Origin of the sequence: Sphaerimonospora mesophila, assembly GCF_001417795.1 — a bacterium.
Taxonomy (GTDB): Bacteria; Actinomycetota; Actinomycetes; order Streptosporangiales; family Streptosporangiaceae; genus Sphaerimonospora; species Sphaerimonospora mesophila.
In genome coordinates, this window is the sequence record NZ_BCBX01000034.1 from 202,213 (window position 1) to 220,167 (window position 17,955).

Consider the following 17,955-nt stretch of genomic DNA (forward strand, 5'->3'; position numbering starts at 1 on the left):
TGAAGAAGGTGCACCTGACCTGCGAGGATGCGATCGCCTGGATCGGATCCGCACAGGATCAGGTGCACCTTTCCGGTGCGCCGGGGCCTTCTCTTACCCCACCATGTCGTGATCCCGACTGAGGGGCGGGGCCGCCCGGCCGTCACACGCCCGTGATGGTCCAATGGTTGTTGGTGTTGTCGTTCGGCGTCCACATGGACGCGGTGGAGCCGACGGTGCGGTTGCCCATGCCGTCGAGGGCGGTGCCGGTCCCGCGGTTGATGATCTGGTAGCGGCCGTTGCCGACGTCGTTGAGGCGCCACTGCTGGTTGTTGCCGCCGTTCCACGGTGCCTGCCTGGCGGGGGCGCCGTTGGCGGAGTTGCCCCAGCTGTCGGCGACCATGCCGTTGGTGCGGTTGACGATGCGGTACCACCCGCCGCCCAGGTCCACGAGCTGCCACTGCAGGTTGGGGCTGCCGTCCCAGTTCCACTGCTTGAGGTTCGACCCGGAGCCGACGTTGCCGCCGCTGTCCAGCACCAGGCCGGTGGTGACGTTGGCGATCCGCACGTAGGTCGACGGCGCGGGCCCGGCGGATCCGGTCATGCGGTATGTGTGGCCGGCCTGGCCGGTCAGCGCGATGACGTCGCCCTCGGGTTCGGTGACGCCGACGGTACCGCCGGTCGCGGTGTCGACCACCTGATAGGTCCCGGTGAAGATCCGGTTGCGTACGTTCACCGTGCCGTCGCGGTCGAACTTGATGAGGATCTCGACGGCCCCGTTGGAGCTCCACGACGCGTCCACGGTGTAGCCGCCGCGTCCCCGGAGGCCCTGGACCTTCCCGCTCGGCCAGGCGGTCGGCAGTGCGGGCAGCACGTGCAGCTCGCCGTTGTGGCTCTGCAGCAGCATTTCGGCGATGCCGGACGTGGCGCCGAAGTTGCCGTCGATCTGGAACGGGGGGTGCAGGTCGAACATGTTCGGCGCGAGCCGGGCCGTCGTCACCAGGAGGCGGAGCAGGGTGTGCGCCCGGTTGCCCTCCTCCATCCGCGCCCAGTAGTTGATCTTCCAGGCGAGCGACCAGCCCGTCCCGTCGTCACCGCGCAGCTCGAGCGTCCGGCGTGCGGCGTTGTACAGGGCGGGGGTGCCGCGTTTGGTGATCTGGTTGCCGGGGTGCAGGCCGTACAGGTGCGAGATGTGCCGGTGGTTCTGCTCGGTCTCGACCCAGTCGTACAGCCACTCCTGGATGTTGCCGCGCGAGCCGACCTTCATCGGTGGGAGCCGGTCCCTGGCGGCCAGGACCCGGGTCCGGAAGTCGGCGTCGACGTTGAGCACCTGGCCGGCCTTGGCACAGCCGTCGAACAGGTCACGCAGGATCTGGTTGTCCATGGTCGGGCCGGCGCACACGCTGACGCCCGAATGGTGGGCCAGTTCGGGGGAGTTCGACGGGTTCGTGACCAGGTACCCCAGGTTCGGCTCCCGCACGAGGGTGTCCAGGAAGAACTGCGCGGCGCCCTTCATCGCCGGGTAGTTCCGGCGGAGGAACTCCACGTCGCCCGTGAAGAGGTAGTGGTCCCAGATCATGGTGGCGAGCCACGCGCCGCCGGTCTGCCACATGCCCCAGAACGCCCCGTCGACGACCGACGAGCCACGCCACCCGTCGGTGTTGTGGTGGGTCACCCAGCCGCCGGCGTTGTACTGCGCCCGGGCCGTGCGGGCACCGGTGACCGTGAGATCGTCGATCATCCGGAACACCGGCTCGTAGCACTCCGACAGGTTCGTCGTGTCGGCCGGCCAGTAGTTCATCGGCAGGTTGGCGTTGAGGGTGTACTTCGAGTCCCATGAGGGGGTCAGCGAGTCGTTCCAGATGCCCTGCAGGTTGGCCGGTTGAGTGCCCGGACGCGAGGACGAGATCAGCAGATAGCGGCCGTACTGGAACAGCAGGGCGGAGAACTGCGGGTCGTCGGTGTTGCCGTGCTGCGCGATCCGGACGTCGGTCGGCTGGTCGGCCGCCGCGGTGCGGCCGAGGTCGAGCGTCGTGCGCCCGAACAGCCGCTGGTAGTCGGCGACGTGCCGGGCGCGCAGGTCATCGTAGGTCCGGTCGTCGGCGGCGTCGAGGTGCCGCCGCGCGATGCCCTGGTAGTCACCGCCGACATCCCGGTAGTTCACGTAGCTGGAGCCGATGGAGATCAGTACGGTCACGCTGTCGGCGGCCCTCACCTGCAGTGTGCCGCCCGAGCTGCTGACGCTGCCGCCTTCGGCGACGGCCCGGGCCAGCGCCAGGAACCTGACCTTGCCCGCCAGGCCCCGCTGGTCGCCGGAGACGCCGTCGAGTGCCACCGTCGCGCCGTCCGGGCTGGAGCGCGTCGTCCGCTGGGGGCTGCCGAACGTCGCGGAGAACGTGATCGAGCCGGGTCTGTCGGCGGTCAGGCGCATGACGATCACCTGGTCGGGCGCGCTCGCGAGCACCTCGCGCCGATATCGCACGCCGTTCTGCAGGTACGACACGGTCGTGGTGGCGGTGGTCAGGTCGAGGAAACGGTTGTACTCCGAGACTCCGGCGTTGCCGCCGAAGGCGAGCCGTAGATCGCCGACGGTCTGGTACGCGAGCTGTGCGGAGGGATTGCCCAGCATGTTCTGGTCGATCAGGCTCTGGGCCTGGCTCCACTGGTTCTGGAAGACCAGCTGCCGGATCTGCCCCAGGGCGGCCGCGCCTCTCGAGTTGCTCTGGTCGTACGGCCCGCCGGCCCAGATGGTGTCCTCATTGAGCTGCAGCCGCTCGGTGTCGACGTTGCCGAAGACCATGGCGCCCAGGCGGCCGTTGCCGATCGGAAGCGCACGCAGCCACTCCGTGCCGGCGCTCTCGTCGTACCACAGCGCCAGATCGTTCGCGGCGCTTACCTCCGCCGGCGCCACCGACGCGGCCCGCGCGGCCGCCGTCCACTGCAGCGGCAACAGCGCGGCTCCGGCTCCGGCCGCACCGAATTTCAGCACTTGCCTGCGCGATAAATCCGACATTTCGGTCCTCCAAGCTCGAGGGGGTGACATTTCGAATCGATTCGATCACTTGCCTGGATATCGAGCGGGTGTTCGGCGGAGCTGTGACCAAGAGACTCCGAGCAAGGGGAGGCTACAAACATGTGATCAATTCAGTCAATGGGTGCGGAAAAATCCCCGGAATGCGGCGGATCCTGCGCCAATTCCGGCACTAGAGATGGGATCTCTCCGTACCTGCCGCTCACATCGTCATCGTGGAATGCCCGCTGGTCCGCGCCGCGGGAAACCGAGTCGGCGGCGCTCTCGGCCGGCCGCGGCCCGAGGCGGGTGTCGTCGGAAGGCGCGGCGGACGAGATGAACGTTTCACGCGACCGCGCCCGCGGCCGGTCCGGCCACGTCGGCCTGACCGCATCACGCGGAACCCGTGCGTCGTATCCATCGGTTCTCAGCGGAGAACCCGAAGGCGCGGGTGTGATGTCTACGAAACGAGACCCGCCTCCGGGCGGGTGAGGATCGGCATGATCACCTCAGTGGTTCCGCGGCTGTTTCCATCAGCGAACGGCCGAGGTTCTCCCGCAGCCAGGTCTCGGTGGTGCTGACGTGCATGAGCGCGGCGGCCTGGGCGAGGGGGGCGTCGCCGTGCGCGAGCGCGCGGTAGATGGCGGCGTGCTCGGCGATCGTGCGGTCGGCCGAGTTCTCCTCGACGAGGCCGCGCCATACGCGCGATCGCAGCGTCCGGCTGGCGATGCCGCCGAGCAGGGCGGACAGCGACTTGTTGCCCGTCGCCTCGAAGACGGCGCGGTGAAAGGCGTCGTCGTGGTGGTTGAGCGCCTCTACGTCGTCCTGCGCCGCGATCATCGCATTGAGGTGCCGTTCGACCTCCGCGAGCTGCTCGGCGGTGATGCGGGTCGCCGCCAATCCGGCGGCCACGGGCTCGAAGAGCCGCCGCACCTCGGTGATCTCGATGAGGTCGTCGCCCCGCATCATCTCGACGGCGAGGCCGACTCCTTCCAGCAGCAGCTCCGGCGAAAGGCTCGTGACGTAGGTGCCGTCACCCCTGCGTACCTCCAGCACGCGGGTGGTGACCAGGGAGCGGACCGCCTCTCTGAGTAGGTTGCGGGACAGGCCCAGCTCGGCGGCGAGTTCCTGTTCGGGGGGCAGCCGGGCGCCCGGGGGCAGGGTCCCGTCCTTGATGAGCTGCCGGATGCGTTCGATCGCCTGCTCGGTCAACGACATACCTGAATTCTGGTACGTGGAGACGGGCGTCCTCCACACAGGCCGCACGCGGGCCGAGGGAGCGGACATGTGATGTGTACGCCGATCCGGGTCCGAAGGGCCCTGCGACGTATCCGTTAATTCCCCCGCAAGTGCCGGTGAACGCCCGGATTTTCGCGATTCTGCTCCGGGGTCTGGACACTGACCGGGGTTTGGCCGTAGAAAGACATCCCATGTCCTGTCGGCGCTGAGTGCGTTCGCGGCGAACCTCGCCGGGGTCCGCCGCGCCGGGCCGCGGGCCCTGTCTGAGCGTTGTCGCCGTCAACGACGGTACGGCGGCCCCGGTGCTTCAGAAGGAGAAACGATGGAAGGCAGACGGGTCGCGCTCGCCGCGGTCTTGGCATTATCGGGGTGTCTCGCCGTGGCCTGCGGCGGCTCCGGCGGCCGGGCGGGCGCGGAGGGGGGTCCGCTCATCGGAGTCGACTACCCCCGTTCGGACACGGACTTCTGGAACTCCTACATCGGCTACGTTCCGAAGCTCGCCGGTGGGCTCGGCGCGGAGATCAAGACCACCAACTCCCAGAACGACATCGCGAAGCTCACCGCCAATGTGCAGACCCTGGTCGGGCAGGGCGTGCGGAGCGTGGTGATGGCACCGCAGGACACCGCGGCCGTGGCCCCGACACTGCAGCAGCTCAAGAGCAAGAAGATCCCCGCCGTGCTGGTGGACACCCGGCCGGACACGGGGGAGGCCTTCATGGTCGTCCGCGCCGACAACCGCGCGTACGGCGAGAAGGCCTGCAGGTTCCTGGGCGAGAAGCTCGGCGGAGAGGGCGGTGTGGTCATGCTGGAGGGCGACCTGGCCTCCATCAACGGCCGCGACCGCACCGAGGCCTTCAACGACTGCATGAAGCAGAACTACCCCGGCATCAAGGTTTTCGGTGAGGCGACGAACTGGGACGGAGCCGTGGCCTCGCAGAAACTCTCCACGGTCCTGACCGCGAACCCGGACGTGAAGGGCGTCTACATGCAGTCGAGCTTCGCCCTCGCCGGCACGCTGCAGGTGCTCAAGCAGCGTGGCCTCCTGGTGCCGCCGGACGACCCCGAGCACGTCTTCGTGGTCTCCAACGACGGCATCCCGCAGGAGCTCAAGGACATCGCCTCCGGCAACATCGACGCGACCGTCTCCCAGCCCGCTGACCTCTACGCCAAGTACGCGCTGTTCTACGCCAAGGCCGCGATCGAGGGCAAGACCTTCCAGCCGGGCAGGACCGATCACGACAGCACCATCATCGAGGTGCGGCCGGGACTGCTGGAGGACCAGCTGACCGCGCCGCTGGTCACCGCCGACGGCGGCACCTACGGCGGCGTCCCCAGCGTCAAGTACGACGACACGTCGCTGTGGGGCAACAACCTGAGCTGAGGGGGCGTGGCGATGGAAGAGATCGCGGGAGGGCCCGCGAGCCCGCCACCCGCCCGCGGTGACGGGCCCGCCGTCGCGGCGCGGCCCGCCGCGGTGGAGGCCGCGCGCGTCACCAAGAGGTACGGCGAGACGCTGGCGCTCGACGGTGCGCACATCACGATCGAACCGGGCGCGACCCACGCGCTGGTCGGCCGCAACGGCGCGGGCAAATCGACCCTGGTCTCCATCCTGACGGGGCTGCAGGCGCCCGACGACGGCGAGGTCCGCTTCGCCGGAGTCCCCGCTCCGCGGCCGGCGGACCGCGACGCCTGGCGGGAGCGCGTCGCCTGCGTCTACCAGAAGTCCACGATCATCCCTGAGCTGACCGTGGCGGAGAACCTCTACCTCAACCGGCACGACAGAAACCGGCTGCGGCTGATCGGCTGGAAGAGCCTGTGGCGGAAGGCGGCCGAGCTCCTGGAGACCTGGTCGGTGGAGGTCGACGTCCGCCGGCCGGCCGGGGAACTCGGGGTGGAGCAGCGGCAGTTCGTCGAGATCGCCCGGGCGCTGTCGTTCGGCGCGAGGTTCGTCATCCTCGATGAGCCCACCGCACAGCTCGACGGCGCGGCGATCGCCCGGCTTTTCGAGCGGATGCGGGCGATGCGCGAGCGGGGGGTCACCTTCCTGTTCATCAGCCACCACCTGCAGGAGATCTACGAGGTCTGCGACACGGTCACCGTCTACCGCGACGCCCGGCACATCCTCACCGCGCCGGTGGCGGGCCTGTCGCAGGGAGACCTGGTGGCGGCGATGACCGGCGAGGCCGCCCGCCTACGTGATCACGCCGTCCGTGTGCCGGTCCCGGAGCGCGCCCCGGTGGTCCTCGACGTACGGGGCCTGAGCCACGGCGAGGTCTACCGGGACGTCGACCTTCGCGTCCGTGCCGGGGAGATCGTGGGGCTGGCCGGTCTCGGCGGCAGCGGGAAGATCGAGGTCGCCGAGACCATCGTCGGGCTGCGCGCCCCGCAGTCGGGCACCCTTGAGGTGGCCGGGAGCCGCCCGCGTCCCGGCAGCGTGCCGGACTCGCTGGCCGCCGGTGTCGGATTCGTGCCCAGGGACCGCCACCATCAGGGGCTCGTCCCGTTGATGTCGATCGCCGACAACGTCACGATGACCGTCCCGGAACGGCTCGGCACGGCGGGCTTCGTCAGCGTCCGGCGCAAGGACACGCTGGCCCGCGAAATGATCGACAATCTCGCGATCAAGACACCCGGCCCCGAACTGCCCGTCGCGGGGCTGTCCGGCGGCAACCAGCAGAAGGTCGTCATGGCCCGCGCGCTGGCCGGTGAGCCCCGCCTGCTCGTGCTGATCACACCGACGGCCGGGGTCGACGTCCGGTCGAAGGAGTTCCTCCTCGGCAAGGTCGAGGAGAGCGCCGGCAACGGCACGGGCGTCGTGATCGCCTCCGATGAACTCGACGACCTGCGGCTGTGCGATCGGGTGCTGGTGATGTTCCACGGCCGCGTCGTCGCCGAACTGCCCGCCGGCTGGCATGACCACGAGATGGTGGCCGCCATGGAAGGAGTCGACCTCGATGCCTGAGACCACCGCCGCTCACGCCACCACGGGACGCCCGCCGGGCTCCCCGGCGCCGGACGGTATGGGAAGGCGCCGCGTCGCGCTCCCCCTGGCCCGGTTGCGGGACTTCGCACTGGTCCCCGCGATCATCGTGATCGCGATCGTCGGGCAGATCGTCAACCCGATCTTCCTCCAGGGCGACAACCTGATCAACATCCTGCAGACCATGTCGGAGATCTCGCTGCTCGTCCTCGCCCAGGCGCTCGTGCTGATCGCCGGCAAGATGGACCTCTCGCTCGAGTCGACCTTCGGACTGGCACCCGGCGTGGCCGCCTGGCTGACGGTCGCCGCCGGAACGGGACCGGGACTGGGGCTGCTGCCCGGTGCCTGGGGCGTTCCGGTGACCATCGCGGTGGGAGCGCTGATCGGGGCGGTGAACGCGCTGTTCATCGTGCGCTTCGGGCTCAACGGCTTCATCGTCACCCTGGGCATGCTCATCGTGCTGCGCGGCCTGCTCACCGGCATCTCCGGCGGCCAGACCTTCTTCAACCTCCCCGAGTCGATGACCTACCTCGGCTCGACGATGTGGCTCGGTATGCCCGCGTCCATCTGGGTCTGCCTGCTGCTGTTCGCCGTCGGCATCGTGGTCATGGGATTCACCCGGTTCGGCCGCGCGCTCTACGCGATCGGCGGCAACGTCGACGCCGCGAGGGCGGCGGGCATCCGCACCGATCGGGTGCTGTGGATCGTGCTGATCTCCGCGAGCCTGCTGGCCGCGATCGGCGGTCTGCTGCTGACGGGACGGCTCGCCTCCGTCGCCGCCGCCCAGGGCGACGGCGCGATCTTCACGGTGTTCGCCGCCGCCGTCATCGGAGGGGTGAGCCTCAACGGCGGCCGGGGCACGGTCTTCGGCGCTTTCACCGGCATCCTGCTGCTCTACATGATCCAGAACGTCCTCACCCTGGCGGGCGTCCCCGCACAGTGGATCCAGGCGCTCAATGGGGGAATCATCCTCACCGCGCTCGCGATTTCCCGCCTCACCGGGGGCAGGTCACAGGAATGACCGGGAAGAGCGGCCCGGCTAAGGGGTGTTGAAAAAGTGCTGCCCGTCGCGAGTGCGGGCCCAGATGGATGCATCGCAAGGCGGAGGAGGAGCCGGTAGCGGAGCTACGGGCAACGACGACAACGCAGCGAGGCGCCATCTGGACCGTGCGTAGCAGGGCATGTCCTTGAAACACGAACTAGGGGCCGAGCAGCGGCAGCAGCGCGTTGAGGCGGCCGGAAGCGAAACCGGAAAGGTCCAGCGAGCAGAAGGTGAAACCGGCGCCGCGGACCGCCGCGTCGACGCGCTCGCGCAGCTCGCACACGCGCGGGATCTCGGCCTGCGGCACCTCCACCCGGGCCAGTGTGCCGCCGGCGTGGGCGCGCACCCGGCACACCGGAAAGCCGAGATCGCGCAGCACGGCCTCGGCGGCCTCGATCCGGCGCAGGACCTCCGGCGTGACCGGGTCGCCGTAGCTCACCCGCGAGGCCAGGCAGGGCGCCGCCGGCTTGTCGGCGGTGACCAGTCCGAGCTCGCGGCTGACCGCGCGGACGCCGGACTTGGTGAGCCCGGCGTCCACCAGTGGCACGATGGCCCCTCGCTCGGTCGCGGCCCGCTGCCCGGGGCGGTGATCACCCAGGTCGTCGAGGTTGGTGCCGAGCGCGATCCGGGCGCCCATGGCGGCCGCCAGCGGGGTGAGCGCGTCGAACAGCGCCGACTTGCAGTGATAGCAGCGGTCGGCGCCGTTTGCGGCGTACTCGGGGCGGTCGGCCTCGTCGGTGCACACCTCCACATGGGCCAGGCCGTAGCGGCGCGCGAACGCGCGTGCCGCGGCCCGCTCGGCGGCGGCCAGGCTGGGAGAGACCGCGGTGACGGCGAGCGCCCGGGTGCCGAGCACCCGGGTGGCGGCGAAGGCGAGCAGCGCGGAGTCTGCGCCGCCGGAGAAGGCGACGACGATCGCGTTCTCCCCGCGCAACCGGGCCGTCAGGCGCTCCAGGGCGCCGCTGGAGTCGTTCGCCGCATGCACCGCGTCGGCCGTCGCCCGCGCCGAGGAGGAAGGGTCGTCACTCATCGTCGTCACCTGCCGGAGAACGCGAACCGTTGAGGCTCTCCTCGACCCCGAGGACATGCGCGGCGGCGTGGATCCGGGCCCGCTCGGCGTCCCGCGCCAGCAGCGCCCGATGGACGGCGCGGTGCTCCCTGAGGGTGCGCTGCACCGCCTCGGGGTCGCTCATGCCGCGCCAGATCCTGGCCCGCACGGTGCGGCCGGACATGTTCTGGATGACGGCGGCGAGGACGGCGTTGCCGCAGTGGGAGGCGATGAGGGCGTGGAAGTCCTGGTCGAGGGCGACCAGCTTCTCGTGGTCGATCGGGCTCTGCGCCGCGACGCTTTCGGCCCGGTCGAGCAGCTCGCCCAGGCGGGCGAGGTCGGCGTCGGGGAAGCGCGCGGCGGCGAGCGCCGTCGCCTCCGCCTCGAGGATCCTGCGCACATGCAGGAACTCTCCGGCCCCGGCGTCCAGGTGGATGTCGGCGACGAAACTCATCCCGTCGAGCAGCAGGCCGGGGGAGAGGCTGGTGACGTAGGTGCCATCGCCCTGTCGCGTCTGCAGGACCCGCATGGCGATCAGCGCGCGGACGGCCTCACGCAGGGTGTTGCGTGCGACGCCGAGCTGTTCGGCGAGGTCCTTCTCGACGGGCAGTTTCTGTCCCGGGCGAAGCTCCCCGCTGATGATCATCTGCTTGATCGTGTCGATCGCGGTCTCGATGACGCCCACTCACCCTCCCCACCGGTGGCCATCAGGGTAACGGTAGGCGGCCACGGACTCGGGGTGCATGCGGGCGCTGTAGCCGGGCGCCTCGGGCAGCAGATAGCGCCCGCGCTCGACCCGGACCGGATCGGTGAAGTGCTCGTGCAGGTGGTCGACGTACTCCAGGACCCGACCGGTCAGGCCGCCGCTCACGCACACGTAGTCGACCACGGACATGTGCTGGACCAGCTCGCACAGGCCGACACCTCCCGCGTGCGGGCAGACCGGCACACCGAACTTGGCGGCCATCAGCAGCACCGGCATGATCTCGTTGACCGAGGCGAGCCGGCAGGCGTCGATCTGGCAGAAGTCGATCGCCCCGGCCTGCAGCAGCTGCTTGAACATGACCCGGTTGTGGCAGTGCTCGCCGGTGGCCACGCCGATGGGGGCGACCGCCTCGCGTACGGCCGCGTGGCCGAGCACGTCGTCGGGGCTGGTCGGTTCCTCGATCCACAACGGCTCGTACGGCGCGAGACGCCTCACCCAGGCGATGGCCTGCGGGACGTCCCAGACCTGGTTGGCGTCGAGCAGCAGCGTGCGGTCGCCGAGCTCCTCCCGGGCGATCGACAGGCGGCGTACGTCGTCCTCGACGTTCGCGCCCACCTTCAGCTTGACATGGGTCCAGCCCTCGGCGACGGCCTCACGACACAGCCTGCGCAGTTTGGCGTCGTCGTAACCGAGCCATCCCGGGGAGGTGGTGTAGGCGGGGTAGCCGTGCTCGGCCAGCTCGGCGATCCGATCCTGGCGCGTGGGGGCGAGCGCGGCCAGCATCTCGACGGCCTCGGCGGGGGTGAGCACATCGGACAGGTAGCGGAAGTCGCATGCCGCGACCAGCTCCTCCGGTGACATCTCCGCGACGAGGCGCCACAGGGGCTTGCCGGCCCGGCGGGCGGCGAGATCCCAGGCGGCGTTCAGCACGGCGGCGGCCGACAGATGCACCACGCCCTTCTCCGGGCCGAGCCAGCGCAGCTGGCTGTCGGACATGATCTCCCGGTAGAGGCCGCCGAGGCCGACCGCCAGCTCGTCCACGTCGCGGCCGACCAGCCGGGCCCCGATCTGCCGGGCGGCGGCCACGCACAGGTCGTTGCCCCGTCCGATGGTGAACGTCAGCCCGTACCCCGCCAGTTCACCGTCATCGGTCCCCAGCACCACGTACGCCGCCGAGTAGTCGCCGTCCGGGTTCATGGCGTCCGAGCCGTCGAGTGTGGCGGAGGTGGGGAACCTGATGTCCATCACGTCGACAGAGGTGATCGTCGGCATGAGCGGGCTCCAATTGATCCGATGAATATGAAGCAAACACTATGGGTGCCTGGAGAAGCGGTCAAGAAAACCGGCACATATCCCAACAATGGGTTTACATCAACCCAATGAATCTGCCACGCTCGGTACGACACGTCCCCGATCAGGCAGCGGAGTAGGCAGACCGTGAAGCTGTTGCGAGTGGGTCCGGCGGGCGAGGAACTGCCCTGTGTCCTCGCGCCCGATGGCAGGGTCCTCGACCTGTCGTCGCTGACGGCCGACATCGACGGAGCGTTCCTCGCCGGAGGCGGCGTCGAACGGGTGCGGTCGGCGCTGGCGGAGGGGCGGCTGCCCGAGGCCGGGCCGTACGAGCGCATCGCAGCGCCGGTCGCCAGACCGGGCAAGATCGTCTGCATCGGCCTGAACTACTCCGACCACGCGGAGGAGACCGGGGCCGTGATCCCCCCAGAGCCGGTGGTGTTCCTGAAGGCGCCGAACACGCTCGTCGGGCCCGACGATGAGGTGTTGGTGCCGCGGCGCAGCGTGAAGACCGACTACGAGGTCGAGCTCGCGGTGATCCTCGGCCGTACGGCCCGCTACCTGTCCTCGCCCGAGGAGGCGGCGGACGTGATCGCCGGCTACGCGATCGCCAACGACGTCTCCGAGCGGGAGTTCCAGAACGAGCGCGGCGGCCAGTGGGACAAGGGCAAGTCGTGCGAGACGTTCAACCCGCTGGGCCCCTGGCTGGTCACGGCGGACGAGGTCGGCGACCCGCAGGCGCTCGGGCTGCGGCTGTGGGTCAACGGCGAGCTCCGCCAGAACGGGAACACCAAGAACCAGATCTTCGGCGTCCACCACGTGATCTGGTATCTCAGCCAGTTCATGGTGCTCGAGCCCGGTGACGTGGTGAACACCGGCACCCCGGCGGGGGTGGCGCTCGGCCGCTGTCCCAGCGTCTACCTGCGCCGAGGGGACGTGGTGGAGCTGGAGATCGACGGTCTCGGCCGCCAGCGCCAGCGGGTCGGCCAGGCATGAGCGAAACGGCCGGCGGACGGGGCGGAAGCGGGGAGTTCGACGGCCTGGTCGCCGTGGTCACCGGGGGCGCCTCGGGGATCGGCAGGGCCGTCGCCGAGGAACTGGCCGCGCGGGGCGCCCGGGTGGCCGTGCTGGATCTCGTGGACACCGACTTCGTGTGCGACGTCACCGACGACGCCGCCGTGCGCCGGGCGATCACCGCGGTCGCCGGGCGGTTCGGCCGGATCGACGTGCTCGTGAACAACGCGGGCATCGGCGCGCAGGGCACGGTCGCCGACAACGACGACGCCGAATGGCTGCGGGTGTTCGACCTGAACGTGGTGGGGATCACCCGGGTGACCCGCGCGGCCCTGCCGTACCTGCGCGAGTCCCCGCACGCGGCGATCGTCAACACCTGCTCGATCGCGGCCACGGCCGGGCTGCCGCTGCGTGCGCTGTACTCGGCGTCCAAGGGCGCGGTGCTCGCCCTGACCAGGGCCATGGCCGCCGATCACATCCGCGAGGGCATCCGCGTCAACTGCGTCAACCCCGGCACCGTCGACACCCCGTGGGTCGGACGGCTGCTGGCGGCCGCCCCCGACCCGGAGGCCGAGCGGGCCGCGCTGTGCGCCCGCCAGCCGCACGGCCGCCTGGTGACGGCGCGGGAGGTCGCCCACGCCGTCGCATACCTGGCGAGCCCCACGTCGGGCTCGACCATCGGCGTCGAGCTGGCCGTCGACGGCGGGATGGCCGGCCTGCGGCCGAGGCCGGTGTCGTCGTGAGGGTCGGGCTCGGGCCGTACGGGCTCGGCACCGGACCGCTGGGCGGGCTGTTCGCCCCGGTGAGCGACGAGCAGGCCGAGCAGACGCTGGCCGCCGCCTGGCAGGCGGGGATCCGCTACTTCGACACCGCGCCGCATTACGGCGCCGGGCTGGCCGAGCAGCGCCTGGGCCGCTTCCTCCGGGGCCTGCCGGACGGCGCCGCGCAGGCGGTCGTCTCGACGAAGGTGGGCCGCGTCCTGGTGCCCGGCGAAGGCGAGGAGGAGGGGTTCCCCGGCCGGACCGGGCACGTGCGGGTGCGCGACTACAGCCGCGACGGCGTCCTGCGCTCACTGGAGGACAGCCTGGAGCGCACCGGGCTCGACCGGTTCGACCTGGTGTTCATCCACGATCCTGACGATCACTGGGAGCAGGCCGCCGGGCAGGCCTACCCAGCCCTGGCCGAGCTGCGCGACCAGGGCGTGGTCGGCGCGATCGGGGCCGGGATGAACCAGGCCGAGATGCTGACCCGGTTCGTCCGGGAGACCGACGTCGACGCGGTGCTCGTGGCGGGCCGCTACACGCTGCTCGACCGCTCCGCCGCACGCGAACTGCTGCCCGAATGCGAGCGGCGCGGCGTGACGGTGATCGTGGGCGGGGTGTTCAACAGCGGCGTCCTGGCCGGCGGCACCACCTACGACTACGAAACCGTCCCGCCCGAGACGCTGGCGCGGGTGCGCGAGCTGGGGCGGGTCTGCGCGTCGTACGGCGTGCCGCTGCCGGCCGCGGCTCTGCGGTTCCCGCACCGGCACCCCGCCGTCACCACGGTCCTGATCGGGGCGCGTAGCGCCGCCGAGGCGGGGGCGGATCTCGATTTCGCCGCCACGCCCGTGCCCGGGGAACTGTGGAGGGAGCTGGAGCATGCGGGTTGACCTCGCCTACGGCACCGGCGGGCTGGTGGTGGATCTGCCCGCCGACCGGACGACGGTGATCACGCCGGTCGCCCGGCCCGCCGTGGCGGACGAGGCCGCCGAGGTCCGCCGGGCCCTGCGCGAGCCGATCGCGGGCCCGCCGCTGCGCGAGCGGGTACGGCCCGGGCAGACGGTGGCGATCTCGGCCTGTGACGGGACCCGGCCGCAGCCCAGGCACCTGATGATCCCGGCGATCCTGGCCGAGCTGGACGGGATCGTCGAATCCGACGACATCGTGATCCTGGTCGCCACCGGCACCCACCGCGGCAACACCGAGACGGAACTGCGCGCGATGTTCGGCGACCAGGTCGTGGACGCCGTACGGATCGTCAACCACGACGCGCGCGACGCCTCGTCGCTGAGGTGGATGGGTCGCCACGGCAAGGACGTGCCGGTCTGGCTGAACCGGGAGTGGACGGACGCCGACGTGCGCATCACGACCGGGTTCGTCGAGCCGCACTTCTTCGCCGGGTTCTCCGGCGGACCCAAGCTGGTCGCGCCCGGGCTCGCCGCCCTGGAGACCGTGCTCACGCTGCACGACGCGGCCCGGATCGCGGACCCCCGGGCCACCTGGGGCGTCATCGAGGGCAACCCGGTCCACGACGACGTCCGCGCCATCGCCGCCGCCACCGGCGTCACCTTCGCCCTCGACGTCGTGCTCAACCGCGAACAGCGGATCGTGCGGGCGTTCGGCGGCGACCTGCCGCAGATGCACGCCGCCGCCACGGCCGCCGCCCGCGCCACCGCCATGCGGCCGGTCGCGGAGCCCTTCGACGTGGTCGTGACCACCAACGCCGGATTTCCGCTGGACCAGAACCTGTACCAGTCGGTGAAGGGGATGAGCGCCGCCGCTCAGGTCGTGCGCCCCGGTGGCACGATCATCTGCGCGGCCGAGTGCCGGGACGGGTTCCCCGACCACGGCTCCTACCGGGACGTGCTGACCTCGGCGGCCTCCCCGGAGGCACTGCTGGCGGAGATCTCCCGCCGCGCCGAGACCGTGTCCGACCAGTGGCAGGTCCAGATCCAGGCCCGCATCCAGCGGCACGCCCACGTGATCATGCACACGTCCTACCTGGACGACGCCGACCTGGCCGCCGCCCACCTGGAGCAGACCGGCGACATCGCGGCCGCCGTACGCGCCCTGCCCGGGCGGGTCTGCGTCCTGCCGGAGGGGCCCATGACCATCCCCTACCTCACGGCCTGAGGAGGTGGCGTGACCGGCGCTTTCGACCTCGGTTACGCGCGGATCGACCTCGAACGCGAGACGCGTCAAGGGCTGCCCGAGATCGTGTACGGCCCGGGCAAGCGGGCGAGCGAGATCGTCGGCATCGTCACCGTGCTGCTCGGCCGCAACACCGGGCCCGTCCTGGTGACCCGGGTCGAGCCCGACGCCGCCACGGCCGTGCTCGGACGTGTCGCCGGCGGCCGCTACGACCGGGACGCCCGGTTGCTGGTCTGGCGCGAGGCACGGCGGATCGAGCACACGGTCGCCGTGGTCACCGCCGGGACGGCGGACGGCCCGGTGGCCGCGGAGGCCGCGGCCGTCGCCTGCGCACTCGGCCTGCGGACCACGCTGATCAGGGACGTGGGAGTGGCGGGGCTGCACCGCGTGCTCGCCGCCGTCGACGACCTGCGCGCGGCCCACAGCGTGATCGTCATCGCCGGCATGGAAGGGGCGCTGGCGAGCGTGATCGGCGGCCTGGTCGAGACCCCGGTGATCGCGGTGCCCACCTCCACCGGCTACGGCGCCGCGCTGGAGGGCGTGACGGCCCTGCTCGCCATGCTCACCTCATGTGCCGCGGGGATCACCGTGGTCAACATCGACTCCGGGTTCGGCGCCGCGCTGGCGGCCTTCCGCCTTACGAGAGGTGCGACGTGATCCTCTTCCTGAATCCGTTCACCGGCCTGGCCGGCGACATGCTGCTCGGGGCCCTCCTCGACGCGGGCGCCCGCCTCGACGCCGTGCGCGGAGCCGTCGCCCTGACCGGGCTGACCGGCTGGAGGCTGGACGCCGAGCGGGTGCGGACCGGTGCGCTGACCGCCACCCGTGTCCGGATCGACGTCGACGACGACGCCACCGAACGCGGCGCGGGCGAGCTGATCGCGATGGCGGCGCGGGCCGGCCTGCCCGTCGCGGAGGCGGCGGTCACCGCGATCGCCGAGGTCGAGAGCGCGCTGCACGGGGTGCCCGCCGCCGACGTGCGTCTGCACGAACTCGGCGGGCACGACACGCTGATCGACATCGTCGGCTGCGCCGCGGCCCTGCGCGATCTGGAGGTGACGCGCGTCCACTGCGCGCCGCTACCGCTGGGCGGCGGCACGGTGCGTACCCGTCACGGCGTGCTTCCCGTACCGGCTCCAGCCACGCTCGCACTGCTGAAGGGCGCGCTGGTGCGGGGCGGGGCGGCGGGGGAGGCGGTCACGCCGACCGGGGCGGCGCTGCTCCGTGCCGCCGGCACGGTGTACGGCCCGGCGCCGGAGATGGAACTGCGCGCCACCGGGTACGGCGCCGGCACCCGCGAGCTGTCCGACCGGCCCAACGTGACCGTGGCGATGCTCGGGCGGGAGGCCGCCGCCGAGCCCGTTTCGCAGGTCGTCCTCTCGACGAACCTCGACGACGTGACCGGTGAGATCCTCGGGTACGTCGTCGAGCGCGCCCTGGCCGCCGGCGCCGCCGACGCGTGGATCACCCCGGCGGTCATGAAGAAGGGCCGGCCGGCGCATGTCCTCCACGTGCTCGCGCCCGTCGAACTCGCCGACGGTCTGCAGGAACTCGTCCTGGCCGAGACGGGCAGCCTGGGACTGCGGCGCACCACGGTCGAGAAGGTCGCGCTGCCCCGGCACTTCGAGACCGTGCGGTTGTACGGCCGGGACGTGCGGATGAAGCACGGACCGTGGGGGGTCAAACCCGAACACGACGACCTGGCGAGGCTGGCCGAGGCCACCGGAAGACCACTGAGACAACTCGCACGAGAGGCTCACGACGCGCTGTGACACTCACCGGGACACCCAAGGGGACCCGCATCGACGCCCATCACCACTTCTGGGAGCTCGCCCGGCGACCGCAGAGCTGGCTCGAACCCCCTCAGATGGCCCCCATCCGCCGGGACTTCACCCTCTCCGACTACGCCTCCACCGCGGCGGAGGCGGACATCGGCCGTTCGGTGCTCGTGCAGGTCCTGGCCGACGCCCAGGAGACGCGCGAGTTCCTCGCGCTGGCGGCGCGATCACAGACCGTCGCCGCAGTCGTGGGCTGGGCCGACCTCACCCGGCCCGGCCTCCCCGGCGAACTCGCCGCACTGGCCGCCTCACCCGGCGGAGACCTGCTGCGCGGCGTCCGCCACCTGGTCCAGGGCGAAGGCGACCCGCGCTGGCTGGCACGCGACGACGTCCGCGGCGGGCTGCGGGAGGTGGCGGCGGCCGGGCTCACCTATGACCTGCTCGTCGTTCCCCATCAGCTGCCCGCCGCGATCGAGACCGTACGCGCGCTGCCCGAGCTGACCTTCGTCCTGGACCACCTGGCCAAACCGCCGATCGCGTCCGGGAAGCTCGAACCGTGGGCCGGTCTGATCCGTGAGCTCGCAGCGGAACCGAACGTGACGGCCAAACTCTCCGGCCTGATCACCGAAGCGGACCGGGACGACTGGGACGCGGCGCGGCTGCGGCCGTACGTCGAGGTCGCGCTCGAGACGTTCGGCCCCTCGCGTCTCATGTTCGGCTCCGACTGGCCCGTCTGCCTCCTCGCCGGGTCCCTGCCCGTCTGGGCCGAGACCGCGCTGGCACTCCTCACCGACGCCGGGCTGTCGGCCGCCGAGCGCGACGAGGTCTTCGGAGGAACGGCCACCCGGGTCTATCGCCTGGGGTGAGTCCGGCCCGCCGGGTCAGGGCCGCGGCGGGCTCCCGGGGGCGAACACGTCGCCTCCGGGAGCCCGCCCCGGGTGAGGGCCCGACGGGTGG

15 protein-coding genes are annotated in these 17,955 nt (G+C 71.2%); 10 read left to right on the top strand and 5 right to left on the bottom strand.

Annotated features, from left to right (window positions below; all coding sequences use genetic code 11):
• Positions 1-142: 142 nt before the first annotated feature.
• A complete protein-coding gene (locus tag AP234_RS13030; RefSeq protein WP_431998510.1) occupies positions 143-3,022 on the bottom strand; it encodes a glycosyl hydrolase family 95 catalytic domain-containing protein in 2,880 nt (959 codons plus the stop codon).
• 471 nt (positions 3,023-3,493) lie between these two features.
• Positions 3,494-4,207, bottom strand: coding sequence for a FadR/GntR family transcriptional regulator (locus tag AP234_RS13035; protein WP_055479886.1), 714 nt, complete (start codon positions 4,205-4,207; stop codon positions 3,494-3,496).
• Between the two features lie 343 nt (positions 4,208-4,550).
• Between AP234_RS13035 and AP234_RS13040 the strand changes: the two genes are divergently transcribed.
• From AP234_RS13040 to AP234_RS13050, 3 genes are read left to right on the top strand one after another with little or no spacing between them, the layout of a single operon-like run.
• The gene (locus AP234_RS13040) at positions 4,551-5,609 is read left to right on the top strand and encodes a sugar ABC transporter substrate-binding protein (protein WP_055479887.1); all 1,059 of its coding nucleotides are present in this window, start codon (positions 4,551-4,553) and stop codon (positions 5,607-5,609) included.
• A 12-nt stretch (positions 5,610-5,621) separates the two neighbouring features.
• Complete coding sequence (locus AP234_RS13045; RefSeq protein WP_083502054.1) at positions 5,622-7,190, top strand: sugar ABC transporter ATP-binding protein; 1,569 nt, start codon at positions 5,622-5,624, stop codon at positions 7,188-7,190.
• Positions 7,183-8,229, top strand: a complete 1,047-nt coding sequence (locus AP234_RS13050) for an ABC transporter permease (protein ID WP_055479888.1) — start codon at positions 7,183-7,185, stop codon at positions 8,227-8,229. The genes AP234_RS13045 and AP234_RS13050 overlap by 8 nt, the downstream gene beginning before the upstream one ends.
• A gap of 178 nt (positions 8,230-8,407) precedes the next feature.
• Here AP234_RS13050 and larE read toward each other — a convergent pair whose 3' ends face one another.
• From larE to AP234_RS13065, 3 genes are read right to left on the bottom strand one after another with little or no spacing between them, the layout of a single operon-like run.
• Positions 8,408-9,280: an ATP-dependent sacrificial sulfur transferase LarE gene (larE, locus tag AP234_RS13055; protein WP_083502088.1), complete on the bottom strand. Its 873-nt coding sequence runs from the start codon at positions 9,278-9,280 to the stop codon at positions 8,408-8,410.
• Positions 9,273-9,983 carry an FCD domain-containing protein gene (locus AP234_RS13060; RefSeq protein WP_055479889.1) on the bottom strand — a complete coding sequence of 237 codons (711 nt, stop codon included), beginning with the start codon at positions 9,981-9,983 and terminating at the stop codon, positions 9,273-9,275. The genes larE and AP234_RS13060 overlap by 8 nt, the downstream gene beginning before the upstream one ends.
• Positions 9,984-11,276 (bottom strand): L-fuconate dehydratase, encoded by a 1,293-nt coding sequence (locus tag AP234_RS13065; protein WP_055479890.1) that lies wholly within the window; start codon positions 11,274-11,276, stop codon positions 9,984-9,986.
• Between the two features lie 165 nt (positions 11,277-11,441).
• On the opposite strand from AP234_RS13065, the gene AP234_RS13070 reads away from it, so the two are divergent.
• The 7 genes from AP234_RS13070 to AP234_RS13100 are packed head-to-tail and all read left to right on the top strand — an operon-like array spanning position 11,442 to position 17,864.
• Entirely contained in the window at positions 11,442-12,290 is an 849-nt protein-coding gene (locus AP234_RS13070; protein WP_055479891.1) for a fumarylacetoacetate hydrolase family protein, read from the top strand.
• Positions 12,287-13,051, top strand: a complete 765-nt coding sequence (locus tag AP234_RS13075; RefSeq protein WP_055479892.1) for an SDR family NAD(P)-dependent oxidoreductase — start codon at positions 12,287-12,289, stop codon at positions 13,049-13,051. The genes AP234_RS13070 and AP234_RS13075 overlap by 4 nt, the downstream gene beginning before the upstream one ends.
• A complete protein-coding gene (locus AP234_RS13080; RefSeq protein WP_055479893.1) occupies positions 13,048-13,959 on the top strand; it encodes an aldo/keto reductase in 912 nt (303 codons plus the stop codon). The genes AP234_RS13075 and AP234_RS13080 overlap by 4 nt, the downstream gene beginning before the upstream one ends.
• Complete coding sequence (gene larA / locus AP234_RS13085) at positions 13,949-15,202, top strand: nickel-dependent lactate racemase (protein WP_055479894.1); 1,254 nt, start codon at positions 13,949-13,951, stop codon at positions 15,200-15,202. Before AP234_RS13080 ends, larA begins: the two co-directional genes overlap by 11 nt.
• Before the next feature lie 9 nt (positions 15,203-15,211).
• On the top strand, positions 15,212-15,877 hold the full coding sequence (gene larB, locus AP234_RS13090; RefSeq protein ID WP_055479895.1) for a nickel pincer cofactor biosynthesis protein LarB: 666 nt from the start codon (positions 15,212-15,214) through the stop codon (positions 15,875-15,877).
• On the top strand, positions 15,874-16,992 hold the full coding sequence (larC, locus tag AP234_RS13095; protein WP_083502055.1) for a nickel pincer cofactor biosynthesis protein LarC: 1,119 nt from the start codon (positions 15,874-15,876) through the stop codon (positions 16,990-16,992). Before larB ends, larC begins: the two co-directional genes overlap by 4 nt.
• Complete coding sequence (locus AP234_RS13100; RefSeq protein ID WP_055479896.1) at positions 16,989-17,864, top strand: amidohydrolase family protein; 876 nt, start codon at positions 16,989-16,991, stop codon at positions 17,862-17,864. The genes larC and AP234_RS13100 overlap by 4 nt, the downstream gene beginning before the upstream one ends.
• Positions 17,865-17,955 lie beyond the last annotated feature (91 nt).